The organism is Psychrobacillus sp. NPDC093180, assembly GCF_044754065.1.
Classification (GTDB): domain Bacteria; phylum Bacillota; class Bacilli; order Bacillales_A; family Planococcaceae; genus Psychrobacillus.
In genome coordinates, this window is the sequence record NZ_JBIVOJ010000009.1 from 83,073 (window position 1) to 107,623 (window position 24,551).

Here is a 24,551-nt window from a genome sequence, read left to right on the forward strand (position 1 = left end):
CATGTTGAAATCTTGGAAGTTAAAAGAGATTGTATTGATGTCTTTATTTGCAGTCGTGTTTGGGATTGTGTATTTATTGTTCTTGCACGTCGGCAATATTTGGGCGGGATTTATCGGTCCAATCGCGTATGAATGGATTTTTGGTATTTGGTTTATCGTGTCTATTATTTGTATGTATATTATTCGTAAACCTGGTGCCGCTGTCGTTTCCGAAACTATTGCTGCTGCGATTGAAGTTTTGCTAGGTAATGCAGTGGGACCAAGACTAATTCTTTCAGGAATTGTTCAAGGTTTAGGGGCCGAAGCTGTGTTTGCAGCGACCCGCTATAAACGATTTGATCTGTGGGTACTAATGCTTGCAGGGGTTGGTTCTTCCATTTTTAGTTTTGTGTACGGTTACTTTTTAGGTGGATTTTCGGTGTATAGCACTGGTTATGTTGCTTTAATGCTCGGCATTCGCATATTAAGCGGTGCAATGATTGCAGGTATAGGTGGAAAAGCAGTGGCAGACGGATTATTAGCAACAGGTTCTCTTCGTGGGTATGCTATTTCACGTTCGAAAAAGGGTGAGGCTCGTGCATGAGGTTATCCATTTTGACAAAGTGAGTTTTCGTTATCCAGATGAGGAAAAATGGATACTGGAAGAGCTTTCGTTTACCGTTAAGCGCGGGGAACGAATAGTAATTACTGGTCCAAGCGGTTGCGGTAAAACGACATTACTTTATTTGTGCAATCGATTATATCCTGATAATTGCGATGGTATTTTGTCTGGTTCCGTGAAACTATTTGGGAAAAACAGCTCTTCTTTTATTCCCGGGGAAATAAATCATCGCATTGCAACGGTTTTTCAAGACCCAGATTCCCAATTTTGTATGCAAACAGTCGAGGAAGAGCTTGCATTCACATTGGAAAACTTACATGTAAAGCGGGATGAAATGGAGAATAGGATTCGTGAAGTATTGGCACTAACTGATTTAACGGAGTTTCGATATGCAGTTATCCAAAAGCTTTCCGGTGGTCAAAAGCAGCAAATTGCTACTGCATGTGCACTTATCATGAAACCGGAAGTTTTGTTATTAGATGAACCGCTTTCTCATTTAGATCCATTTACTGCAAAAAAATATGTAGAGTGGTTAGAGGAGTTACAAAAAAAATACGCGATGACGATCGTTGCCATTGAGCATCGACTCGATTTATGGGGAGATTTTTTTGAAAGAAGTATTTCATTGAACAAAAATGAAATTGCTCCTATTTTGATAAAGAGGAAAAGCAGTAAACAGAAAAACAATTCCCTAGTTGTTAATAAACTGCAAGCTAATACCTATTTGCAAGAAACTAGTTTCACATTAAAACGTGGAGAAGTAGCTGTGCTTGCAGGACCAAATGGTAGCGGAAAATCGACTTTGTTGAAAGCGTTATGTGAGCTTATTCCTTCTAGCGGGACTGTAGAATCTAAGCTATTAGGCTATGTTCCTCAGTCACCTGAGTTTTTATTTCTCACCCAAAATGTGCGAGATGAAGTTGGCTTCGGTGGTGGGAATAATACGGAGGATATAATTGCTAGATTGCAGCTGCTCCCTATTGCAGACTCTCATCCTTTTGCTGTGAGTCATGGGCAAAAGCGTCGTGTGGCGATTGCTGCAATGCTTTCAGACGGGCGAGAAGTTATTCTAATGGATGAACCGACTTCTGGGCAGGATGCGAAAGCCTTATCGGAGTTATTTCAATTAATTGATGAGCGAGCCCGAGAAGGTACGACATTTTTAATTGTTACACATGATATGGAATTTGCTTACTGTTTGGCCGACTCGATTTTATTGATGAATGATGGACGTTTGACCGGGCAGTTTAACGCAGACATAGTGTGGAGTGATGATCAATTGTTGATGGACCATCATCTGCTCTCTCCAAAAGAGGTGATTCTTCGTGAAAAATGCTTTGCATAGAATGAATCCTTCCGTGAAGTTTTTAGCGATTACTATTTGTATGTTCACTATGGCGTTCTTTTTCGATCCTTGGACACCACTAGTATTTTGGGCAGGTGTACTTGTGCTACAATTCTTCTTTAGTGAAATTAACTGGAAGAAATGGCTGTTGTTCATGCTTCCATTTTTTGTGACGTCTTTCGGTTATTTTTGGACTACACTTGTTTTTGCGGAAGACAGTTCAGGATCTGTTGTATGGTCTATTTGGAATTTGCAAATTACTGAAACACAGTTAAACCACGCATTGTCTCTTAGCTTTCGGGTATTGGCGTTTTCTAGTTTATCTTTATTATTCGCTTTGACAACCAATCCTGTGACGTTCATTTTAAGCTTGATGCAACAATTAAGACTTTCTCCTAAAATTGCGTATGGTGTAATGGTTGGTTATCAGTTTTTGCCTGTCCTGAAAGATGAGTTCGTACAAATTGGTCAAGCTCACCGATTGAGAGGTGCGGGTGAGGAGAAAAATACGTTACAGCGACTGCTTGGAGTTCGAAAAATTTTAATACCTATGCTTGCGGGCGCTGTCAGAAAAGCAGAAAGAGCGGCATTTGCAATGGAAGCTAGAGGTTTTACTGGCGAACGAAGAAGTAGTTATTTTCGAATAATCTCTATCGGGAAAATGGATGTCGTGTTGGTAATTTTGTTTTTGTTCGTGTTAGTTTTAAGCTGTACGAATAGACTATGGCTTAGTTAATATAGAAGTAGATATATTAACTAAGGGGTGAAAAGTATGTCTTTTGTTGCCTTACTTCGTGGGATTAATTTGGGTGCTAAAAATAAAGTTGATATGAAATCTTTGAAGACTCTGTTTGAAGAGATAGGTTATGAAAATGTACGAACGTATATACAAACTGGAAATGTCATTTTTGATAATACTATTTATGATGTTCTGTGTCTTGAGCATATGCTTCGCGAAACATATAGCTTTGACATTCCAGTTGTCGTTCGCTCGAAAGAAGAATTAGAAGAGATACAACAGCATCCGATTTTTTTAAAGGATCAAGTCTATGTTATGTTTTTAGCGAAAGAAATTTCGGACGAGCAGCAAGCATTGCTCGATAGCTTAGTAGACGATGAATTTGTTGTTTGGAATCGTCGAAATGTCATTATTAGCTTGTCGAAAAACTATCATCAGACGAAATTTACCAATGCTTTTTTTGAAAGAAAGCTTGGTATGGCATCTACTGCACGGAATCGGAATACGGTGAATAAAATAGTGTTGAAAATGTAGATTGTTTCCACCTTTTTTGGGTGGAAACTTTTTTGGGTTGCTCTGGGCATTGAACTGGTTGCTTTGGACTTAATTTGGTTGCTCTTTCTTCTAAATTGATTGCTTTCATCGCCTTCTTAGTTGCCCTTGCCTATTTAATAGAATAAATAGCCCGCTATGTATTAGTTTTATTTATGTGAATCGATAATTATAATAGATTTTTCAAATGACCCTCTTTAGGTTAAGCTTAAACTAGAACAAAACAAGGGGGATTTATCATGTCATTTATTTTTAAATCAATCGATCATGTTCAACTCGCAGCTCCTAAAGGTTCAGAAACAATCGCTAGAAACTTTTTTAATGGAATATTAGGATTTCAAGAGATTGAAAAGCCGGAGACCTTAAGAAAAAAAGGCGGTGTTTGGTTTGCGTTTGCAAATTATCAAATTCACATCGGTATCGAAGAGCCTTTTGCTCCAGCCAAAAAAGCACATCCAGCTTTTCACGTTGAAAATTTGGATGCGCTGAAAAAACATTTAACAAAAAATGAAGTCAGTTACATTGTAGATACCGATTTACCAGGGGCAAACCGGATTTATATTCATGATCCGTTTGAAAATCGCATTGAGATTTTAGAGTGGATTTGATCAGGCATAATCAACAAATCCTTACTCCTTCTATTTCTAACTAGAAGGAGTATTTTCAAGTTTTACTTTCTTTCTTGTTCTTACTGAACCATTCCAGGAAAAATTTGTTCCTATTCTTAGCAATAATTCAAGTGGTCCTCTTCTAAACTTCTTTAAATACAAGAAACTACATACGCACTGTATAACAAATACGCCCAGTCCAAGTATAATGCTATTTAACATACCTAGTTTTCCAAACAAGCCCAAACCATAGCCGTAAAAGACAGATGTACATATGACACTTTGCATAATATAGTTCGTAAGCGAAAGCTTTCCGACACTTTCAAAGGCGAGAAAAACCTTGGAATTAGAGAATGCTACAAATAGAAGGGCAAACAGAGATATGTATCCAACAGATAGAAGCTGAGCACCAACATTTAATAACATTGCAGACCAAGCATTTTCTTGTAAAAGGACACTAGCACTTTTTAAAGCAAGACCGATCGGCAAGAGTACTACACCTACTTTATACCACTTCCGTTCCGCTCGAGGTCTAGTAAACAAGTTTGCCTTTGCTGCCGCCATTCCAAAAAGAAATAGTGGAGCCGTTACAAAAGGAGCTAAAATGATCACGAAAATCATAAGAAATTCCTCCTCAAATAGAGGTGGTATTTCATTATTTCGATGATAAGAAATTTCTGAATAAGTGCCATTTGCATAAATATCATTTGTTTTAGTTATATAAGTCGAAAGTTTTTCTGCTTGTTCCTTCGTTTCTTCCAACACTCCATAGTTCATGGCACTCGTTAAAAGGAATAAAATAACTCCCCATATGATAAGCGTTTTTACCTTTCTGTTTATGAAAAACAATAAAAAGAAACCCATTAGTCCATAGAAAGATAAAATGTCGCCTTCCCAAATATATGTGCTATGTAATATACCAAGTACAATAAGTAGCAGGAACCGTCTGACTAAATGCCATCTTGCCCTAACTTCTTTTTTCCTTAAAGATTCCACTAGTTTGATCAGTGAATATCCAAACAGGAATGTAAAAATTGGCATGAAACTGCCTTCTATCACTATTTTTATAAATTGGTATGCTCCTGTGTCTAAATTCGACAAAGAGAAGTAAGTTATTTCATCTTTTCCCCACATTCCATATTGAAATATAAGCATATTCGCTAGTAGTATTCCGAACAGACTGAGGCCCCTTAAGCCGTCTATTAATCTTACTCTTTCCATTTTCACTAAAACCCTCCTAGAATTTTGTATCGCTCATTTGATAGTATAAAAGAAGAAGCTTATACGAGCATGAAGCCTTCCTTAAATAAATCTTAAATTTTGGAGTGGATATTGGTGTTAGATACGAAAATTCTAGTTGTGGACGATGAACAAGCGATTGGAGACATGGTAGATATTATTTTAAGAAAAGAAGGTTTTAACCAGATAGATGTATGCTCCAGTTATCAAGCTGCCGAATCACTTATAGCAGAAAATCGATATGATTTTTTTATTTTCGATATTATGCTACCTGATGGTACTGGCCTTGATTTGGCTAAAAATGTACGCACCAAATCAGATGCTCCCATTTTTTTCTTAACTGCAAAGGCTAACGATGCCGACAAACTTCGTGGATTTATGTATGGGGCAGATGATTATATTACAAAACCTTTTAACCCAATGGAACTTGCTGCTCGTGTGAAAGTGCAGATGAGACGATATAAATCATCTTCTCCTTCTCCTATATCAAGGCAAGTATTTGACTTCGGTCGTTTCCAATTCGATATCTCTGCGGCGGAACTAACAGTTGCGGGGAATACAACGATTTTGACAGGAAAACTCTTTCACTTACTTCAGCTTTTTTGTGAACATCCAGGCCAAATCTTATCCAAAGAACAAATTTATGCTCAAGTTTGGGGTGAAGAGCATTTTATAGATGATAATACAATCATGGTTCATATTCGAAAACTTCGGGAAAAAATAGAAGTGCAACCCGGGAATCCTAAACTTTTATTAACTATCCGAGGTATAGGATATAAATTGATAAGTGAGGAGCTTTAAATGGGCTTATCGACAAAAATGACTACTCGTTTTTTAGCTTATTTTTTTGTCTTTTATGCTGTATTGCTTATTGTGTCGATTGGGCTCATTGCCTATTTTATTTATGCTGTAATGGAGAATAATAGCTATACAGATATTCGTGAATTAGATGCATTTGAGCTTGAGTCCGATTTTAAAAAGAATCCGAATGGAACTTATCATTTATCTCAAGATTTAATAGATTCAGCACGTGAAAACAATGGCCTTGTTCAATTGGTCAATAAAAACGGTAAAGTCCTTGCTAGTTCAGAAAATAACAGCGATTGTTGTCAAAGCTACACTATTGCTGAGTTTGTAAACATGACAAAAACGAAAGAGGCATTCGTGTGGGACCAGGGTAATGACTTGTTTATTGTGTTTATTGAAAAACATCCTGCAACTCAGTTACTCGCTCTAATAGTTCAAGAAAATAGTGAAATTTTGTCGGATGACATAAAAAAGAAGCTAGCCGAAGCCGACGCTATTTTTGAAATTTATTCGCCAGAGGGAAAGAGAGAACAAGTTGTTTTTGGGCCAACAAAGCAAGCACTTAGTGGAATCGAGATACTAGCTAGTTCCCATAATTACGCTGAAATAAAAGAAGTCGTTGCTTCCAGTGTACTAAATAATGGAACGGTTGCTGTTGTCAGAGTCAATAATGCAAACTACAACCCTTTTGAGCCAGCTTTTATAGATGGCATGAAAAAATTTGGAATAGGCCTTCTTTTATTTCACCTCATTCTTTTTTTCTTCACTATATTATTTTCTTTTTGGATTGGGACACGCTTTGGCCGTCCTGTTTTGTACTTCCTTAAACGTATTGAAAAGTTAGCGAAGCAAGACTTTAAACCTTTAGATGATCGAAAATTAAGGAATCATAAAACAGGTCGTCTCAAGCGTAAATACCGTGTATACGAAAATATTGATCAGTCTCTTTCCGAATTGGCCAATACGTTAGAAGCAAACGAGCGAAAGATTAAACAGACCGAAAAGTTACGGGAGGACTGGATTACTGGTTTATCCCATGACTTAAAGACACCGCTCAGCTCGATTTTCGGTTATTCTACTATGATTGCTTCGGATGAATATGAGTGGTCGAATGCAGAAATAAAAGGTTTTGCAAAAACAATGCAAGAAAAATCAACCTACATGAATGCACTAATAGAAGATTTAACTTACACTTATCAATTAAAAAACAATGCGATTACGCTAAATAAAGTAAATGTGAATCTTCTTGAATTCATAGAGACATATGTAAAAAATGTTGTTTGGAAGGATTAACAAAAACCGCAAGGAAGTATTAGCGCACAAGTTTCTATTGATCCTAAACTATTTGCACGAGTGCTTGATAATCTAGTTGGTAATGCAGTTAAACATACACCTGAAGGAACAAAAGTACTACTAATAGTTGAGCAAAAAGAAGAGACAGTTCAGTTAACTATTCAAGACGAAGGTCGAGGGATTCCAAAGGAGAAGCTGGAAAATCTGTTTAATCGCTACTATCGTGGGACCAATACAACTACGGAAACTTCGGGTACCGGGCTTGGACTTGCAATAGCTAAACAACTTGTAGAAGCACATGATGGAAATATATTTGTAGAGTCCAATCGAAATGGAACGAAAGTGACGATTACTTTACCATCCAATATCCAAAAGCATATTAAAAAGATTTGTTAAGGGATATTAGCTTAATATGATGGAATTATCTTATTTAAACATCGACAAAACAGCCACTCTTTGGTTGTTTTGTCTTTTTTATTAAATGCATAACCTCCCCGTTTCTGTTGCAGTCTACAACAAGAAAAAGTGCTTGTTACATGTGAACCTCCAAAATTTAAGATATTTTTAAGATTAGGTTAAGTTGGTTATAAGTTCTTTCTACTATACTACTAAATAGAGAGATGAAGTTACATGCTATCAATTAGTAACCACGACTACTTACAGCTGCTAAAAAGCATCAAATCAATCTTAGTTATTCAATTCATCCAACTAACTGATCAATTTCAGGGTTTGCTTTCTGACTTCTTTAGTCCTCAATAGGTTAACAGTTAAGCAACCATCACTTAAAGCTATATTTTTGAAAACCCATAAAGGAGAACTATAAAAATGAAAACAATACTAAGCTTTTTCTTTTACCTTATAATGACCCTTTTCATGTGTTATTTACTATACAATCAAATACCAACATTATTTCAACCATCAGTCGAGTTGATAGAATATTTGTGGTTTGTCATTCGAATTATTGTCGTGATTACCTTTAGTGTAAATATAATGAAGCTCTTAACTTCAACGAATACCAATAATGGAGACATTAATTAAGATATTGATACACACGGAAATAAGCGCTCGATCAGTCATCCATAACTGATCGAGCGCTTAGCTTTATTACAAATCATCAAACCCATTATCAATCGCATTCACTTTTACGTATTGGCGAGATTTTTGCTCAAAGAAATCTGTTTTTGTGCCGTCTATATTGTCTGCGTAGGCACGAATCCATTTCATCGGATTTTCTACGTATTCCGGGTAAATTTCATTGAGTCCTAGTAGACGCAGCATTTTATTTGCACGGTATTTGATATACCCTTCCATGTCCTCTAAGTCAATTCCTTCGATATCTTTTAACACATAATTAGACCATTCAATTTCGTGCTCGACCGATTCTTTGAATTGGTCGTAAACCCAGCCAATTAGCTCTTCGTTATTTAGTTCTGGATTTTCCGATAACGTCGCTCTGAACAATTCGGAGATAAAGCGACCATGCTCCAGTTCATCCCGATTGATGTAGCTGATCATGGTAGATGTACCAACCATCTTGTTGTAACGGGCTAAGTTGTAGAAAAATGCGAACCCTGAATAGAAAAATAAGCCCTCTAATAGTGTTGTATAAGTTAATGTTTTGACCATATTTTCTGTTGTAGGGTTTTCCACAAATTCATTATAGTATTTAATGATATTTTCATTTCGTTTCAACAAAATAGCATCTGTTCTTCCAAAATCAAAAGATTTATTTTGCTCATCTAGCGACACAACGGAAGACAAGACGTATGAATAACTTTCATTATGAACCGCTTCCTGTTGCGCAATTACCGCCATAATTGACTGGACAGATGGGTCTGTTGCATAAAGAGATATTAACAAGGCCGTTCTTGTTTGCGGTGCATCGAGTGTGGCAAGTAACCCGATCACTTTCAAATAAGCTTCTTGCTCTGCTTTTGTTAAATTAGGGAATTGTTTTACATCGCTCGACATATTGATTTCGTCTGCTTGCCAGTAGTTTCCTAGTAATCGCTTATATATTTTATACCAGTGTGGATAAGCGATATCGTTCCAATTTAATATCCCACTCGATTTGCCGTTAAAAATTCCTGTCGATTTATTAGGATTTCTAGGTTCTAATGTTTTTGCTTTTTCCATGTTTTAAAACTCCTTCTATCCAGTTAGTTACTATTTTTTCTTGGCTACCTCTTGGAGATTGCTCTATTTTTAATCCTTCATATGTACTGTTATAAAACTTTCTTAACTTATCAACAGCTCCGCAAAACAAATCATCTCCACCAAATTGGGTATCCCCAGAACCAAATACATATACATTGTCCGGTTTGTAGCCAATTTCACGTACAAAATCTTTCATTTCGTCTGGTGTGCTGCCTCTATCCCATGTAAACGTTCCAAAAAATAATTTATCGTATGTGGATAGGTCCGGCACAACGCCGAAACCTATCATATACATATCCACAAAGTATCCACTTGCCACAAGTTGTTCCTTTATTAACTCCGCTACTTCTTCCGTGTTTCCGCTATAGCTTAAAAAACAAATGATTGCTCTCATTAGCTTGAGCAAGAATCACAATCGACTAATTCAACAGAAGTCGAGCGTACATAATAAGTCGTTTTGAGTCCACTATTCCAAGCGTCTAAGTGTAAATCTAATAATTCTTTAGCTTTGATCGTGTTTTGCACGTATAAGTTTAGCGAAACACCTTGGTCGATATGGCGTTGACGTGCGGCATTTTGTTTTAGTGTCCAATGTTGATCGATGAAATAAGCTGATTTATAAAACCATGTTGTCTCTGAATTCAAATCTGGCACTGTTACTGGAATTTTATAATCCTTTTTCTCTTCCGAATAGAATTTTTGGAAAATCGGATCAATGCTCGCCGTGCTTCCAGCTAGAATAGATGTCGATGAGTTCGGTGCAACTGCCATTAGATAGCCGTTTCGGATTCCGTTTGTAGCTATATCTTCGCGCAATTCATTCCACTCTTCGTTTTCGTACCCTCGTTTTTCAAAGTAAGCTCCCGTTTTCCAATCTGACCCTTCAAATAAAGGATATGCCCCTTTTTCTTTCGCAAGTTTACTAGATGCTTGAATCGTTAAAAAAGCGACTCTTTCGTATAGTTTATCCGCAAACTCTACCGCTTCCTCGGATTCCCAGCGAATGCTATTTAAAGCAAGCAAATGATGCCATCCAAATGTTCCAAGACCAATTCCACGATATCTTGCATTCGTGCGCTCTGCTTGCGGTACCGGAATCATATTCAAGTCGATTACATTGTCGAGCATACGAACTTGGATGTTGATTAAGCGTTCCAAAACATTCGCTGGGACTGCTCGTCCAAGATTTATAGAGGATAAATTACATACAACAAAATCACCTGCTTTTCGACGTGTTACGATAACATCGTCCTCTAATTGAATCGATTCAAACGACGTAGCGCTTTGGTTTTGGAAAATTTCTGTACATAAATTACTGCTATAAACCATACCTGCATGCTTGTTCGGATTACTGCGATTCACTTCATCACGATAAAACATAAACGGTACACCTGTTTCTAGTTGAGAACGCATAATACGTTTCATCAGGTCGATTGCAGGAACCGTTTCACGAGATAAACGACTGTCATTTACACACTCCATGTATTTTTCTCGGAATGATCCTTCTCCACGTTTCTCATCATAAAAGTCTTCTAGTGAGTATCCCTTTAGTTGGCGTACTTCATGTGGGTCAAATAAATGCCACTCCTGTCGAGCATCTACCTTTTCCATAAATAAATCCGGTAAGCATACACCCGTGAAAATATCATGTGCACGAAGTCGATCATCTCCATTGTTCAAGCGTAAGTCTAGAAACGTGAAAATGTCTTTATGCCAAACGTCCAAGTAAACAGCAATTGCACCCTGACGCTGTCCGAGCTGATCCACGCTTACTGCTGTGTTATTTAATTGTTTAATCCAAGGAAGTACTCCGCTGGATGCACCTACAAATCCTCTAATCGACGAACCACGGCTACGTACTTTTCCCATATACACGCCAATTCCGCCACCGAATTTGGATAGTGTCGCAATGTCTGTGTTGCTGTCATATATTCCTTGTAGACTATCATCTACCGTATCGATAAAGCAACTGGAAAGCTGTCCGTGAGGCTTTCCGGCATTCGACAGGGTTGGTGTTGCTACAGTCATATATAAATTACTCATTGCCCAGTAAGATTCTTTTATTTTTGCAAGACGATTTTCTTTCTCGTCTTTCATCAATGTCATTGCAATCATCATCCAACGCTCTTGTGGAAGCTCTACGATAGAATTATCAAAGTCTTTTGCAACGTATCGATCTAGCAATGTTTTTAAAGCAATATAAGTGAATAAATAATCACGCTCTGGAACTATAATTTCAGCTAATTGTTGCAGTTCTTCTTGTGAATAAGCTTCTGCTATACGTTTGTCGTATAGCCCTTTTGCAACTAAAGCTTGTACATTGCTTGCGAATTTTTTATACACTTCCTCTGAAGTCGTCTTTCTAGTTACCGCTATTCTTTCATAGACGTCTGCTAAATAGATGCGGGCTGCTACATATGTCCAATACGTTTCTTGCTCATCTAAAAAGCTTAATGCTTCTAGCGACATCGACTTAGCCCATGCGGATGTCGTCCCTTCTGGATGTTTCGCTGTCCATTTTTCATGTACTCTCACTAGTGGAGCAATGTTTGCTTCGCCAAATTCATTTATTAATTGGTGTAATAGCTCTTGTTTTGTTGTGTTGGATATCGTCGTCATATTTTTTCCTCCTTAGTTAATCGGTACGTACACTGTGGGGACGCAAAAAAGCGATGTCTCGAGCCTCTTCGGCTGAGTCATCGCTCAAAATTTAAAAAGTAGGAAACAATAGGACAATCCCATCCGAATGATTGAGAAAGAGTCCTTCGCCTCCACCTCTCAACCCCCGAAGAAAGTGTTGCTTCATACGAGAATTAGGCAGGTCTACTGGCTCGTGTTTCATCCTTCTGTCTTCCTTCCCACGATTGCTCGCAGTGGTTATTTCAACAGTCGTCCACACTTACAGTTGCGGGGACAGCTTCGGTATTGCACCGAATTCCCTTTTAAACCATAATGGTACCTAATTTTCGTTCACATACTATATATTGTGTTTCTAATACTTATATAGCCTAACATATAGTGTTTAAACCTGTACATAGGAAAAAAGGCAGACACTGAAAAATGTCCGCCCACATTTATTACATAAATACAATAACCGCTAGCACTGCCGCTAACACAAGACGATAAATTGCAAATGGCATTAATTTTATCCGTGAAATTAGTTTTAAGAAAAACTTGATGGAAATTAGTGCGAATACAAATGCACTGATAAACCCTACTGCATAAAAGCCCATATCATTCATATTAATATGTTCCCAGTTTTTCAAAACAGATACTAAACTTGCCCCGGCCATAATTGGCACAGCCATGATGAAAGTAAAATCGGCTGCTGTTTTATGACTCATTCCGAATAATACACCACCTGAAATCGTTGCACCTGAGCGGGAAAAACCTGGCCATAATGATAGACATTGAACCAATCCCACTTTAAATGCCTGTGCATATGTAATTTGGTCCAGACTAACGATTTTCGGTTTTTTCGGTCCAAACTTATCTGCAATAATCATTAAAATAGATCCAGCTACAAGACTATATATAACTGTTTTTACACCAAATAGATTATCGTCAATAAAATCTTTAAGCGCGAATCCTAAAATAACAGCAGGAAGCATTCCAACAATCACATGTAGCAAGTTGAACTGTTTGCTCGACTCTTCGCTATCTAGTTTATACAATCCCACTAAACTAAATAGTCGCTTCCACATAACAACAACTACTGCTAAAATGGAGCCCAATTGTACAACAATTTTAAACGTATTTGCTGAATACATCCCTAAAAATTCTTCCGTTTTTAACCACATATCATCCACAATAATCATATGACCTGTAGAGGAAACTGGCGCAAATTCTGTCATACCCTCAACAAAACCTAATATTAATGCTCTTAATAATTCTAGAAATTCCATAAGATCTCCTTAGTCACGTTTTTTAAAATACCAAATAAGAAATGCGATACCTACAACAGCTAAAATTGCATATACAATATTGGAGTAAATATCCATATACCCTACTATTTCATCCCAATTCTCCCCGACTGCTGCTCCAACCGAAACTAAAATCGTATTCCAAATAAGCGTTCCAAGCGTCGTGAACAACAAAAATAAGCTAAACTTCATATTCGACATACCAGCAGGAATCGATATTAAGCTTCTAACAAGCGGAACTAATCTTCCAAAAAACACTGCCCACACACCATACTTATCGAACCAAGCATCTGCCTTATGAATGTCTTTAATCGTCAACCTTAAAAACTTTCCATACTTCTGCACTATTTTCTCTAAACGCTCTACATCTAAAAGTGTACCTATCCAATATAAAATGGCTGCTCCACTAACCGATCCAGCCGTTGACGCCACAATCATACCAAATTTGGTCATCAATGTTGTCGTCGTCATAAATCCTCCAAGCGTTAAAATTACTTCTGAAGGAATTGGTGGGAAAATATTTTCTACTAATATTAGTAAAAATACACCCAGGTATCCAAACTGGTTCATCCAGTCTGCAATCCATGCTTCCATTATACTCCCACGTCCTCTAACTTAATGTTTACTGACCATAGCTCCGATTGGCTACCTAAACGAATAGGCGGACCCCAAAAACCAAAGCCAGATGATACGATTGCATGCAAGCTTCCTTTTTGTTTATAGCCATAATCTAATTCAAATAATTTCCGAGTAAAAAGATGGTTCGGCCACATTTGCCCGCGATGTGTATGTCCGGATACGTGAAAATTAGTACCCTCTTTTTCAGGAATCACTAAATTCGAAGGTGTATGATCCATCACAAACCACGGAAGATTATGTACTGTGGGGGCTAAATCTGAAAGCTGCTTTCTTTCTTTATTCGTTAAATCTTCTCTACCAGTTAAATAGAACGAATCCGCTACTACAATTGTTTCATCTAGCAACATTTTTACATTAGATGCTTCCATTTCTTCTACTAAGAGTGGAATTTTCTTCCCATAGTATTCGTGATTTCCAAGTACCCCATAATTACCATACGTAGAAGTAAGCTGTTTCATCACTTCGGACATCCCTTTTTTCACAAACCAGATAGGATCGTCATCAACTAAATCGCCAACTAATAATACTACATCTGGGCGCTCTTCGTTGGACTTTTTCACAAAACGTTGTAAATGCGCCTTATTGGATAATAAACCAAGATGGAAATCAGATGCAACCACCACTTTTAAATTGGTCAACTTTGCATCCTTTTTGGGCAACGTAATGGAAAGCTCACGAATTACAGGCGTATATGCATTGTACGTTCCAATAATTATACTCATTACAAATAAAAAGAAAACAATCGAGCCTATGACTATAAGTTGATCTGGCATAATCCATGTAGCAATTGTTGCTATTGGAAAAAGGATTATCCCGTACTGCATAATAATCATCCAGTAAGAGCCTATTATATGAAACACCCGGAATCGATGATCAATTCTCGCAATCAATAATGCATATGCCATCACTGTCCATCCACTAAAGAAAATCCATCTATTCACAGAAAGAAATGCATCCAACCATATGAAGACACACCAACCCAAATAAAACACAATGGCGGAATAAACGAGGATTACTGTTGTAATAGCACCGATTTTCTTCATAATTCGCTCTCCAATTTTTATATTTTTCATAAGTATAGCAGATTCTTCCCTATGACTACTAAGCCTCTAGACCGATACGAAAATCATTTCTAAGCCCGTTTGGATAAGTTTGTAGAATTGGTAAGCTATAACTACAAACGAGAGGAGGAACACTCACATGAAAAAATTTGGTTTATTAGTACTTGGTATTACTGCAGGAATCGTAGCTCTTGCTAACTTAGGTTCCCTATTAGGATTAGGTGTGTCAGCGTTAATCGTATTTGCGGGGATGCACTTCTACTTAAAAAGTGAATCTACTTTCTTGAAAATCTTTTGGGCAAGCGTAGGTATTCTTGGATTAATCTCTGCAGTAGTAAACGTACCTGGTTTCTTCGGAATTTTGGCAATCGTAGGTGTCTGGTACGTAGTGAAAAAATGGAACAACGAACCAGTAAGCTTTTCCAAATCAGCAGTAAAGTCAGATGACCCATTTGTCAATTTCGAAAAACAATGGAACGAACTTTCAAAATAAGGAGGAAACAAACATGACATCATTATGGAATCGATTCAAATATTCAGTAGAGGCAGATTTACACAAGCTATTTGATAAAAAAGAAGAAAAAAACCCAATCGCAATGCTGAACCAATACATCCGTGAAGCAGAGAAACAAACAGAGCAAACCGGAAAATGGTTAGAACGCCAAGAACAATTAAAACAACAGCTTGAAAAAGAACTTGCAGAAACTACTCAGATGGTAGAAAAACGTTCACGTCAAGTAGAGCTTGCAACCGCTAGCGGTGAAGAAGATTTAGTTGCTTTTGCACAAGCAGAAGTAGATGCTTATAGCGAAAGAACTGCTGTATTAAAAAACAGTATTTTACAAACAACAGAAGAACTTTTCGGGTTAGAACGTAAATACGAAGAGATGAAGCACAAAATAAAAGACATGAAGGTCCGTCAATTACAATTAATGGGCAAAGAAAATGTCACACGTGCCCATCACCAAATGGATCGTGTGCTACAACCGGAACAAAAAGAAAAAAACTTCGGCACATTCCAAGAGATGGAACAATATATTGAACGCTTAGGACAAAAGATTGAAAAAGAACATGAAGTAACTTCAATGGAACAACGTTTAGTAATGTTAGAAAAAAACGCACAAACTAAACAAGAAATTGTGTAAACTATAGATAATGATGGGAGGAGAAGTAATCTTCTCCTCTCTTTATATCTCATTACGAACAATAAGATATGTACTTAACGTTTTAAGACCGTATCTTATTGTTTGTAAAAAAGGAGGGAAACTGTATGAAGGAAAACCAAACGAACAAGCTTGCATTCATTCTCATCTGTTTTGTTTTTCTTATGTTCATTGAGGCTACAGTTTTTAGAAACGGTAGTATTGTATTAGCCCTTCTTGGCATTGGGATGATTTACTTCAGCCTTCGTAAACAACGCCGTTTTTTATTTTGGACTGGAGTTATCTTTATGCTTATGGCTGTTTTCTCCATGTGGAGTTTGCGACTTTTATTAATGGCCATTATGTTGTATATCCTTTATAAGCTTTGGAAAAATGAACCGATACGTAATGTGGTTCGTCCATTCGGTAACGTATATGAAGAAACGCCGAATAGTATCATACAAAATAAGTTATTTTCAGCTCAGACGACCCCTTTCCAAGCGTATGAATGGCAGGACGTCCATGTACAAGGTTTTTACGGGGAGCATATGATTGATGTGACGGAAACAGTTTTACCGAAAGGCACTTCTTTTATTTCTATTCGTCAAACACTTGGAAAAGTAGTTATTTATGTTCCATATGAAATTCCTGTGCGCCTCCATTATGCAACTATTATTGGAGAAGCGAATATTTTCGGACGCGGCGCTCAGCGCTTGTGGAACCAATCAATCGTATTAAAGGATGGTTATTTGAATGATGTGACATATGCTTCCGAGTTAGTAATCACTGTATCTACATGGATCGGGGATATCGAGGTGATTCGCAAATGAAAATATTTCTAGGGCAAGGATTTTCTATTTTTCTTACTTTATTGGCACTAGCAGCCCTTCTTTTATATGCCGTTTGGGGCTGGCCAAATGATTTCATGTGGTGGTCTTTACTAGAAAACACGTATGCACAAATACCTTTAGGAGTGTGGATTATTGTTGTTTTAGCATTTATAAGTTTTAGTTTTTCATTGAACACACTCCAAAAGGTTCGGGATCAAGAAAAAAAGATTGAAACAGGCTTACGACCTCTGTTAGAGGCAGAAACTCCTGTACCGAAAAAGAAAAAGTATGTGTATTCCAAGCGCCTACAGGTTACAGCTAACCAATTAGAACAACTCATCTTAACGCAACGAAAAACATTACAACGAATCACAAATGAAAAAGCAGAAGCACAAGATAAGCTTATTCAAGAACGGATCATTCAAGAAAGACAAAGACTAGCAAGAGAGTTACATGATTCGGTTTCACAGCAATTGTTCGCCGCATCGATGCTTCTTTCTACAATGGTGGAAATAGAAGAATCGAAGCACGGTGAAGCACCCAAAACATTAATGCAAACCGAAAAAATCGTACAGCAAGCCCAGCTAGAAATGCGTGCTCTTTTGCTTCACCTTCGCCCAGCGGCTCTGCATGATAAAACGTTGAAAGAAGGATTAGAAGAATTACTAGTTGAGTTGCAACAAAAAGTATTTTTCACCATACGTTATCGACTAGAAGAGGTTTCGTTGCCTAAAGGTGCCGAGGATCATTTATTCCGTATTGCGCAAGAAACACTTTCTAATACATTACGACATGCAAATGCAACAGAAGTGGATATTCTCTTCGTCGAACGAGACAATCTTGCCATCTTCCGCGTACAAGATAATGGCGTTGGCTTTGAAATAACAGAAGGGAAAAACGGCTCATATGGACTGCAAAACGTAAAAGAACGAGCAGTAGAAATTGGGGCGACTTGTAAAGTAGTATCGGTTCCTTCTCAAGGCACGATTGTTGAAGTGAAGTTACCAATAGAAAAGAAAGACGAAGGAAGTAAGCTTAACCTCGATAAGCAGCGAACAATTCCTGAGAATGTAACGTCGGATACTAGAAAAAAGGAGATAGAAAATGATTCGAATATTATTAGCGGATGATCACGAAATGGTCCGAATTGGCGTATCTGCTTATTTACAAGCACAGCCTGATATGGATGTTGTGGCAGAAGCAGTAAACGGGCAAGAAGCGGTAGAAATGGCTTTACAGCATAAGCCAGATATTATTTTAATGGATATGGTCATGCCCATTATGAATGGTGCCGAAGCGACACGTGAAATCGTACAAAAATGGCCTGAAGCAAAAGTAATGATTGTCACAAGCTTCATCGATGATGACAAAGTATATCCCGCCCTTGAAGCCGGAGCAATCAGTTATTTGTTGAAAACTTCCAAGGCTTCTCATATTGCGGATTCTATTCGTAAAACATTAAGTGGCGATGCCGTTTTGGAACCTGAAGTAACAAATAAAATGATGAAGCGCATGCGCCAAGGTTCTGAACATGCATTGCATGAGGAATTAACGGATCGAGAACTCGAAGTATTGCTATTAATGGCGGAAGGTAAAACAAATCAAGACATAGCAGACACCCTTTTTATCGCATTAAAAACAGCCAAAACACATGTCAGCAATATTTTATCGAAACTAGAAGTAAGTGACCGAACGCAGGCCGTTATTTATGCGTTTGAACATAAGCTGGTAACACCGAAAAAATAACCTATAAAGAGGATTTATCATATGCTAATAAAAAGATGAAGTAAAGGATGTTAGCATATATGATACCTGAAGATCCAAACGATGAATTACCACCTAACCTTGGCTTGACCGTCGGGTTTATAGCGTCTGTCATTCTTTCGATTGGATATGTTGTAGATACGATTGGAACAGGCATTGCGTTATATGAAGCAAATCGAGATTATAAGGCAGCTGAGCGTGCAGCACAGGATCAGCAGCAACAAATCTCAGACATGCAAAATAAGCTCGATCAATTGTTAGGTCAAATGGAAGAGTTAAAGAAAGAACGAGATGGATCTAGAAATCGTTATAGACATAAAAGAGGATGACCTTATTGATAGGGAGTTCTCTTTTTTGATTTTCGTTAGCTTTTGAGTCGGTGAAACCAATCTTCTACCTCTCTATCTGTTTGAAAACGATACACTTTTTGCTCATAAGCCCTAAATTTTGTTAGAAATTCAGGTTTCATTTGTTCTTCGAAGTATTTATTCCATTGGAACATTCGACGAAATATAGAGAATGTGGGTTTATAATTGGCTTTCTCTATTCGCAGCAACTGGCGGATGTATCTTTTAGTAATTCTTTGTATGCGTTTTGCTGAAGCGAGATCTAAAAAAATTATTTGATCAGCCTCTTCCAAGCCTGGATCTGTCCAATCTATATGTACCCCTTCCATCACCCAATTATCGATTTTAATTGCGTCCTGTAGCAACTGGTCACGGAATTCGATATCATTTCGAATATCCCCTGTCGGATGCCTTGTCCATACGAAATTATCTGTTTCAAAATGCGGAATTTGAAGCTTTTTTGACACTTCACGAGCAAGCGTTGTTTTACCGCTACCAACCGAGCCGATGATATAAATCTTCATTTGCATACCCCCTTTTTACTAAGTATCTCAAAATGGAAAGTACTAGTATAGCTTGTAAATTTCCCAATAAAGTGCTAATTTTTATACTATATACATGACAATAAAGGAGGCTATTTTATCGATATACACCGCGACCTGCCAAGAATCGTCCCCATCTACCAACGTTTGCTTCTTCGCCTACCTAAAGATCAAAATCTCTATCTGGAAATAGAAAAAAAGATTAGGTCCGCCATATCGCGATATAAAGGAGAATGTTATGTCGACAACTTTCTAAAACAAGTAACTTATCCTAAACACTTCGCCATTCTAAAAGATCTTCATATCCCATTACATGAAAATAACTATTTACAACTTGATACGCTCATCTTAACAAGAAAATATATTGCCATTTTAGAAATTAAAAACATTCGTGGCAAGATATCTTTCCAAAAAAATCCCGATCAACTTATTCGTGAAGCTGATGGAATTACTACTCCTTTCAAATGTCCCGAACAGCAGTTAAAAAGACAAGTAAAAAACTTACAAACCCTTCTACAAATAGCTAAAATAAATATCCCGATCAAGCATCTAATCGTGCTTGCCTATTCAAAAACCCATGTTGTACTCCCCCCTAAGTACACTAAAATTGTAATGGGCTGTGATATAGCCAATCACGTGGACGACTACAACCAGCTTCCAGATGTCATCTCAATAGTTAAATTCCAACAATTACTGAATTTTTTTATATCCCAATCTCTTGATTTTGTCCCTAAGCCTTTAGCACAAACTTATACTCTATCGCTCTCCCACATTAAGACAGGCCTATTTTGTCCAAAATGTGCGATAAAAATCAAAAATAGAAATAAATGTCCGATTTGCAAAACTCCCAAAACACTCATGCAAAAACAAGCCATCGAAGACTGGTTTTACCTTGTCAAAGGTACTATTTCCAATCGCGAATGTATGTATTTTCTTGAACTTAAAGACAAGTATGCAGCAAGCTACTTGTTAAGAAAACTCGATCTACAACCAATGAACAGCTTCAAATCCAGATATTATGTCTTACGAAAACCTAAAATATCCTTTGCAAACAAAGGCGACCCGTTGTAAAAACGGTCGTCTTTTTGCTTGCGCAAATTCAGCTTTTCAAGATAAAACGGGAGGATTAACTGGATATTTTATCCTTTTACAACTAAACTCGCAGTTTTTACAACTAAATCCTCCGAAATTACAACTAAAGCTTCCGCTTTTACAACTAACCTGACTCCTTCCACTTGAAAGCCCTCAATTTGTAGCTAAAACAAGATAATTAACTGGATATAATTACCTTTTATAACTAAACTCGCAGTTTTTACAACTAAATCCTCCGAAATTACAACTAAAGCTTCCGCTTTTACAACTAACCTGGCTCCCTCCACTTGAAAGCCTCCAATTTGTAGCTAAAACAAGATAATCAGCTGGATATAAGTCCCTTTTACAACTAAACTCGCAGTTTTTACAACTAAATCCTCCGAAATTACAACTAAGACTTTCGCTTTTACAACTAACCTGGCTCCTTCCCTTGAAAGCCCCCAATTTGTAGCTAAAACAAGATAAATAGATGGATATAATTCCCTTTTACAACTAAACTCGCAGTTTTTACAACTAAATCCTCCGAAATTACAACTAAGACTTCCGCTTTTACAACTAACCTGGCTCCCTCCACTTGAAAGCCCCCAATTTGTAGCTAAAACAAGATAATTATCTGGATATAATTCCCTTTTACAACTAAACTCGCAGTTTTTACAACTAAATCCTCCGAAATTACAACTCTTCTTCCGACTTTCACCCCAAGCCACTTTTTTAAGCCAGAACAGTTCTTTTCACTGGATATAATCTCCTTTTACAACTAAAACTCATGGTTTTACAGCTAACTATCCCTCCCTCTCCATTTACTCACAACAAAAAACGGGAAATCCGCCATTGGATTCCCCGCTTTTCGTTAAATCACTTCAATTTTCACTGTCACTTTAAACAAATCTCCGTCTACTTCCATTCGCAATCTGCCTCCGTGTAAATCCACGATTGATTGGGCTATCGCTAACCCTAAACCAGATCCGTCTGTATGGCGTGATGTGTCTGCTCGTTTGAATCGCTCGGTTAATTCATCTACGTCATTGCCTAATTCATATTTTGCAATATTTTTGATAACAAAAACGGCTTCTCCGTCCAGTTGATCCAAATTGATATACACTCTTGTATTTGGGAGAGCATATTTCAATGTGTTGATGATTAAATTATCCAGTACTCGCCACCATTTTTGTCCGTCCACATAAGCCATGATTGGTTTTGTACCTATTGCTACACGATAATCTAACCCTGATTTGTCGATGTCTTCTTGGTGTTCGGCAATGGCTTGTTGCAATAATTGGGTTAAATCGACTTTCCGTTTATCTAACTCGATATTGCCAGTTGCCATTTTCGACACTTCGAATAGGTCTTCAATCAGTGTTTTCAAGCGCATTGATTTTTTATCCAAAATTGCAATATAGGATGCTCGCTCTTCATCTGTAATGCTTGGATTTTTTAATAAGTCCGTATAGGTAATAATGGATGTTAACGGTGTTCGCAAATCATGGCTTACATTGGTGATCAGCTCTGTTTTTAATCGCTCACTTTTTGCTTGCTCGGAATGAGAAGACTTTATTAGGCTACGTATTTCATTCAGCTGGGCGGCATGCTCTGCAATTTGTGATTTTCCTCTTACTTCAATTTCATGGCCAGTTACGCCTTTTGCCATTTCTTCTGTTTTCACAAAGATACGGTTTAAGTACGCCGTTCTTGACATTAAAACAACGAGTACTGGAATCCCTATCAATATAGTCGCTGGTATCCACACGATCAATGCTACCGGTATCATAAGGACAAGTAATGTTCCAATGCCCCAGAAGAATATGATGATTAGCATAAGCAACGTTTGAATCCCGATAGATTGCTTCAAGAAAAACCCTTGTAATGATTGTCCCCAGCTATAAGTAAGGCTCTTTTTCCAATCTACTGTGCCAAAGCCTGCACGCATCCACTTCCATTGATATAACGTTATCGCCGTAAAAATTACTGCAAAAATAAATGTGATTATTTGCATGTCATAGTCTCTATATAATACGAAATCCTCTAAAATCACAATAGTAATAATTGCCGTCAAAATACTAATGAGGAAGAATGCTAATTTTACATCAATCGGCAACTGGCGATATTTTTCTTCCCTGCTCTTATCTCGAAATGTTTCGCTATTTTTTCTCCACAATAGAGTAAATGCAACTGCAGCTAAAATTCCTGCTACGACTACCCCATAAAACATACGTTGGTTTGTTAAATAGTTTTTATATTCATTAGCTCTATGCCCACTCAAAATACTACCTTCTGGAATAGCAACAGTTCCTTCGAAGCGTGCAAATGGATTTCCCATTATGTCCGTGACCAGCCCACTTTCATCCACTTGTTGATAAACTGTGCGCTTTCTTAAATGGCCATATTTACTAGAATATTCTTTGTTAAATGCGTTTTTCGAGCCAATCTCTCCGTTTGTAAAACGCTCTCCAGTTTCGACATTTTTTAAATCATATACAAAGTCCTCTTGCTGACTTAATAAATCATTTTTTGCATATTCGACAGCTTTGTAATAGTTATCTACTTCTGCTTCTTTTTCTGCTCGAATCTTTTTTTCTACATAGCTGTCATCTGTGAAGTTTTTCGTAATGTCTGCTAGCTTTTTATCACGCTCTGCAAGTAAAGCATCGTTTGGTGTTTCAACGGTTGTTGTTTCTTCTGATGCTCCGTCTGTCGATGTTTCTGTTGTGACTTCCCCTGTCTCACTTTGATATTGATTTCTAATCGAATTCAATTGACTTTCTAGGTCTCCATATCGAAAGCGATATTCCTCTATTTCTTCTGGAGTCACCGTAATTTTTTTCTTCACTTCTTCTTTATCTGGCGGTGCTAACACTAATGGAACAATGGATTCTTCCAGTTCATCGAGCTGCCACTCAAAGTCATCGCTATCGAAATAGCTTGTACCGATAAATTGTCGCCCTTGCTCGATTAGTGTAAATAGACCTAATACGGTGATTACCGCCAATGTGCTAAGTAATATATTTCTTCCGATTGCATGCTTCATCCCGTAACGCCCCCTCTCATGTTTTGGATAATTTGTACAAAGCTTTCTTTAATTTCGATTAGTGGCATCCAGTTAGCTAGACAGTAGGTTAGACAAATGATGCCGCACGCAATTGCTAAAATAGACAATAGTAAACTCCATTTACTTGTCGATTTTATAGCCAACGCCCCACACCACCTTCACATATCTTGGGTTTTTCGGATCTGCTTCTATTTTTTCGCGTATTTTTCGGATATGTACCGCTACAATGTTCTCCGCGTTGTAGGCAGGTTCATGCCAGACACGCTCATATATTTCATTGATCGAGAATACTCGCCCTGCGTTCACCATCAGAAGCTCTGTAATTTTAAATTCAATCGGCGTTAGTTTTACTGGTTCACCTTCTACTGTCAGCTCTTTTGCCTCTTTGTTTAACACAAGCCCATCGACTTCAATGATTGCTTGCTGTCCTTGATACGTACCGAGCTTTGTATATCGTCGAAGTTGCGACTTCACGCGTGCCACTAGTTCCATGGGGTGGAAAGGTTTCGTTACGTAATCATCTGCTCCAACCGATAATCCATGAATTTTATCGGAATCCTCTGCCTTCGCACTAAGCATAATAATAGGGATATTTCTTTGCTCTCGTATTTTAAATGTCGCTGCTATCCCGTCCATTTTCGGCATCATAATATCTAGTACAATGACATGCACTTCATTTTCTTCTATAAGTTGCAATGCTTCTAGCCCATCCGCAGCTTTCAATACGTTATAGCCTTCATTTTTTAAGTAAATTTCGATACCGTCTCGAATATCCTGGTCATCGTCTGTCACTAATACTGTAAACTGTGTCATTTGCTTACCTC

At 37.6% G+C, this 24,551-nt stretch carries 28 protein-coding genes and 1 riboswitch; of the genes, 15 read left to right on the forward strand and 13 right to left on the reverse strand.

Going from position 1 to position 24,551, the window contains the following annotated elements; all coding sequences use genetic code 11:
* Positions 1 to 4 precede the first annotated feature (4 nt).
* The 5 genes from ACIP9W_RS14540 to ACIP9W_RS14560 all read left to right on the forward strand — a co-directional run bounded on the left by ACIP9W_RS14540 (position 5) and on the right by ACIP9W_RS14560 (position 3,845).
* On the forward strand, positions 5 to 583 hold the full coding sequence (locus ACIP9W_RS14540; protein WP_282243138.1) for an ECF transporter S component: 579 nt from the start codon (positions 5 to 7) through the stop codon (positions 581 to 583).
* Entirely contained in the window at positions 576 to 1,946 is a 1,371-nt protein-coding gene (locus ACIP9W_RS14545; protein ID WP_400790716.1) for an ABC transporter ATP-binding protein, read from the forward strand. The genes ACIP9W_RS14540 and ACIP9W_RS14545 overlap by 8 nt, the downstream gene beginning before the upstream one ends.
* Complete coding sequence (locus ACIP9W_RS14550) at positions 1,927 to 2,682, forward strand: energy-coupling factor transporter transmembrane component T family protein (protein ID WP_400790719.1); 756 nt, start codon at positions 1,927 to 1,929, stop codon at positions 2,680 to 2,682. The genes ACIP9W_RS14545 and ACIP9W_RS14550 overlap by 20 nt, the downstream gene beginning before the upstream one ends.
* Before the next feature lie 36 nt (positions 2,683 to 2,718).
* Positions 2,719 to 3,219 (forward strand): DUF1697 domain-containing protein, encoded by a 501-nt coding sequence (locus ACIP9W_RS14555; protein WP_400790722.1) that lies wholly within the window; start codon positions 2,719 to 2,721, stop codon positions 3,217 to 3,219.
* A 257-nt stretch (positions 3,220 to 3,476) separates the two neighbouring features.
* Positions 3,477 to 3,845, forward strand: coding sequence for a VOC family protein (locus ACIP9W_RS14560; protein WP_400790724.1), 369 nt, complete (start codon positions 3,477 to 3,479; stop codon positions 3,843 to 3,845).
* Positions 3,846 to 3,881: 36 nt separating this feature from the next.
* Here ACIP9W_RS14560 and ACIP9W_RS14565 read toward each other — a convergent pair whose 3' ends face one another.
* Positions 3,882 to 5,066: a DUF418 domain-containing protein gene (locus tag ACIP9W_RS14565; RefSeq protein ID WP_400791093.1), complete on the reverse strand. Its 1,185-nt coding sequence runs from the start codon at positions 5,064 to 5,066 to the stop codon at positions 3,882 to 3,884.
* Positions 5,067 to 5,180: 114 nt separating this feature from the next.
* Here ACIP9W_RS14565 and ACIP9W_RS14570 point away from each other — a divergent pair, with 114 nt between their 5' ends.
* The 3 genes from ACIP9W_RS14570 to ACIP9W_RS14580 are packed head-to-tail and all read left to right on the forward strand — an operon-like array spanning position 5,181 to position 7,580.
* Positions 5,181 to 5,885, forward strand: coding sequence for a response regulator transcription factor (locus tag ACIP9W_RS14570; RefSeq protein WP_400790727.1), 705 nt, complete (start codon positions 5,181 to 5,183; stop codon positions 5,883 to 5,885).
* Entirely contained in the window at positions 5,886 to 7,184 is a 1,299-nt protein-coding gene (locus tag ACIP9W_RS14575) for a sensor histidine kinase (RefSeq protein ID WP_400790730.1), read from the forward strand.
* Positions 7,185 to 7,220: 36 nt separating this feature from the next.
* A complete protein-coding gene (locus ACIP9W_RS14580) occupies positions 7,221 to 7,580 on the forward strand; it encodes a sensor histidine kinase (RefSeq protein ID WP_400791096.1) in 360 nt (119 codons plus the stop codon).
* Between the two features lie 708 nt (positions 7,581 to 8,288).
* Here the strand turns inward: ACIP9W_RS14580 and ACIP9W_RS14585 are convergent.
* The 6 genes from ACIP9W_RS14585 to ACIP9W_RS14610 form a co-directional block, all read right to left on the reverse strand.
* Complete coding sequence (locus tag ACIP9W_RS14585) at positions 8,289 to 9,320, reverse strand: ribonucleotide-diphosphate reductase subunit beta (protein ID WP_400790733.1); 1,032 nt, start codon at positions 9,318 to 9,320, stop codon at positions 8,289 to 8,291.
* Positions 9,292 to 9,735 carry a flavodoxin gene (locus ACIP9W_RS14590; RefSeq protein WP_400791098.1) on the reverse strand — a complete coding sequence of 148 codons (444 nt, stop codon included), beginning with the start codon at positions 9,733 to 9,735 and terminating at the stop codon, positions 9,292 to 9,294. The genes ACIP9W_RS14585 and ACIP9W_RS14590 overlap by 29 nt, the downstream gene beginning before the upstream one ends.
* Positions 9,735 to 11,960 carry a ribonucleoside-diphosphate reductase subunit alpha gene (locus ACIP9W_RS14595; protein ID WP_400790736.1) on the reverse strand — a complete coding sequence of 742 codons (2,226 nt, stop codon included), beginning with the start codon at positions 11,958 to 11,960 and terminating at the stop codon, positions 9,735 to 9,737. Before ACIP9W_RS14595 ends, ACIP9W_RS14590 begins: the two co-directional genes overlap by 1 nt.
* Before the next feature lie 180 nt (positions 11,961 to 12,140).
* Positions 12,141 to 12,319: riboswitch (cobalamin riboswitch) on the reverse strand.
* A 99-nt stretch (positions 12,320 to 12,418) separates the two neighbouring features.
* Entirely contained in the window at positions 12,419 to 13,246 is an 828-nt protein-coding gene (locus ACIP9W_RS14600; RefSeq protein ID WP_400790739.1) for an undecaprenyl-diphosphate phosphatase, read from the reverse strand.
* 9 nt (positions 13,247 to 13,255) lie between these two features.
* Positions 13,256 to 13,858 carry a DedA family protein gene (locus ACIP9W_RS14605; protein WP_400790741.1) on the reverse strand — a complete coding sequence of 201 codons (603 nt, stop codon included), beginning with the start codon at positions 13,856 to 13,858 and terminating at the stop codon, positions 13,256 to 13,258.
* Positions 13,858 to 14,946 (reverse strand): metallophosphoesterase, encoded by a 1,089-nt coding sequence (locus ACIP9W_RS14610; RefSeq protein WP_400790744.1) that lies wholly within the window; start codon positions 14,944 to 14,946, stop codon positions 13,858 to 13,860. The genes ACIP9W_RS14605 and ACIP9W_RS14610 overlap by 1 nt, the downstream gene beginning before the upstream one ends.
* A gap of 157 nt (positions 14,947 to 15,103) precedes the next feature.
* On the opposite strand from ACIP9W_RS14610, the gene ACIP9W_RS14615 reads away from it, so the two are divergent.
* From ACIP9W_RS14615 to ACIP9W_RS14640, 6 genes are all read left to right on the forward strand, one after another.
* The gene (locus tag ACIP9W_RS14615) at positions 15,104 to 15,457 is read left to right on the forward strand and encodes a lmo0954 family membrane protein (protein ID WP_400790746.1); all 354 of its coding nucleotides are present in this window, start codon (positions 15,104 to 15,106) and stop codon (positions 15,455 to 15,457) included.
* A gap of 13 nt (positions 15,458 to 15,470) precedes the next feature.
* Entirely contained in the window at positions 15,471 to 16,109 is a 639-nt protein-coding gene (locus ACIP9W_RS14620) for a PspA/IM30 family protein (RefSeq protein WP_400790748.1), read from the forward strand.
* A gap of 125 nt (positions 16,110 to 16,234) precedes the next feature.
* The gene (gene liaF / locus ACIP9W_RS14625; RefSeq protein WP_400790750.1) at positions 16,235 to 16,936 is read left to right on the forward strand and encodes a cell wall-active antibiotics response protein LiaF; all 702 of its coding nucleotides are present in this window, start codon (positions 16,235 to 16,237) and stop codon (positions 16,934 to 16,936) included.
* A complete protein-coding gene (locus ACIP9W_RS14630) occupies positions 16,933 to 18,066 on the forward strand; it encodes a sensor histidine kinase (RefSeq protein WP_400790753.1) in 1,134 nt (377 codons plus the stop codon). The genes liaF and ACIP9W_RS14630 overlap by 4 nt, the downstream gene beginning before the upstream one ends.
* The gene (locus ACIP9W_RS14635; RefSeq protein ID WP_142539003.1) at positions 18,041 to 18,682 is read left to right on the forward strand and encodes a response regulator transcription factor; all 642 of its coding nucleotides are present in this window, start codon (positions 18,041 to 18,043) and stop codon (positions 18,680 to 18,682) included. The genes ACIP9W_RS14630 and ACIP9W_RS14635 overlap by 26 nt, the downstream gene beginning before the upstream one ends.
* A 59-nt stretch (positions 18,683 to 18,741) precedes the next feature.
* Positions 18,742 to 19,029, forward strand: a complete 288-nt coding sequence (locus ACIP9W_RS14640; protein ID WP_400790756.1) for a hypothetical protein — start codon at positions 18,742 to 18,744, stop codon at positions 19,027 to 19,029.
* Between the two features lie 35 nt (positions 19,030 to 19,064).
* Here ACIP9W_RS14640 and ACIP9W_RS14645 read toward each other — a convergent pair whose 3' ends face one another.
* On the reverse strand, positions 19,065 to 19,571 hold the full coding sequence (locus ACIP9W_RS14645) for an AAA family ATPase (protein ID WP_400790759.1): 507 nt from the start codon (positions 19,569 to 19,571) through the stop codon (positions 19,065 to 19,067).
* Between the two features lie 165 nt (positions 19,572 to 19,736).
* Here ACIP9W_RS14645 and ACIP9W_RS14650 point away from each other — a divergent pair, with 165 nt between their 5' ends.
* Positions 19,737 to 20,660 carry an NERD domain-containing protein gene (locus tag ACIP9W_RS14650; protein ID WP_400790762.1) on the forward strand — a complete coding sequence of 308 codons (924 nt, stop codon included), beginning with the start codon at positions 19,737 to 19,739 and terminating at the stop codon, positions 20,658 to 20,660.
* A 185-nt stretch (positions 20,661 to 20,845) separates the two neighbouring features.
* On the opposite strand, the gene ACIP9W_RS14655 is transcribed toward ACIP9W_RS14650, so the two are convergent.
* From ACIP9W_RS14655 to ACIP9W_RS14675, 5 genes are all read right to left on the reverse strand, one after another.
* Positions 20,846 to 20,968, reverse strand: a complete 123-nt coding sequence (locus tag ACIP9W_RS14655; protein ID WP_400790765.1) for a hypothetical protein — start codon at positions 20,966 to 20,968, stop codon at positions 20,846 to 20,848.
* A 164-nt stretch (positions 20,969 to 21,132) separates the two neighbouring features.
* Complete coding sequence (locus tag ACIP9W_RS14660; protein ID WP_400790767.1) at positions 21,133 to 21,255, reverse strand: hypothetical protein; 123 nt, start codon at positions 21,253 to 21,255, stop codon at positions 21,133 to 21,135.
* Positions 21,256 to 21,531: 276 nt separating this feature from the next.
* Positions 21,532 to 23,706 (reverse strand): histidine kinase dimerization/phospho-acceptor domain-containing protein, encoded by a 2,175-nt coding sequence (locus ACIP9W_RS14665; protein ID WP_400790770.1) that lies wholly within the window; start codon positions 23,704 to 23,706, stop codon positions 21,532 to 21,534.
* Positions 23,703 to 23,870 carry a hypothetical protein gene (locus ACIP9W_RS14670; protein WP_400790773.1) on the reverse strand — a complete coding sequence of 56 codons (168 nt, stop codon included), beginning with the start codon at positions 23,868 to 23,870 and terminating at the stop codon, positions 23,703 to 23,705. Before ACIP9W_RS14670 ends, ACIP9W_RS14665 begins: the two co-directional genes overlap by 4 nt.
* On the reverse strand, positions 23,848 to 24,540 hold the full coding sequence (locus ACIP9W_RS14675; protein ID WP_282242592.1) for a response regulator transcription factor: 693 nt from the start codon (positions 24,538 to 24,540) through the stop codon (positions 23,848 to 23,850). Before ACIP9W_RS14675 ends, ACIP9W_RS14670 begins: the two co-directional genes overlap by 23 nt.
* Positions 24,541 to 24,551 lie beyond the last annotated feature (11 nt).